This is a genomic window from Robertmurraya sp. DFI.2.37 (genome assembly GCF_029211245.1).
GTDB lineage: Bacteria > Bacillota > Bacilli > Bacillales > Cytobacillaceae > Robertmurraya > Robertmurraya methanolica_A.
Window position 1 is genome coordinate 1 of record NZ_JARGEJ010000994.1, and the last position, 216, is coordinate 216.

The window sequence follows — 216 nt, forward strand, 5'->3', positions numbered from 1 at the left end:
TGGGTTCGGTCCTCCATTCAGTGTTACCTGAACTTCAACCTGGACATGGGTAGATCACCTGGTTTCGGGTCTACGACTACATACTCAAGACGCCCTATTCAGACTCGCTTTCGCTGCGGCTCCGTCTTTTCAACTTAACCTTGCATGCAATCGTAACTCGCCGGTTCATTCTACAAAAGGCACGCTATCACCCAGCATTTTTCCAAAGGAAAATAT

1 rRNA gene is annotated in these 216 nt (G+C 47.7%); it reads right to left on the minus strand.

Features of this window, described 5'->3' with window-relative positions:
- Positions 1-216: ribosomal RNA gene (locus PZE06_RS29465) — 23S ribosomal RNA — on the minus strand; the annotation flags it as partial.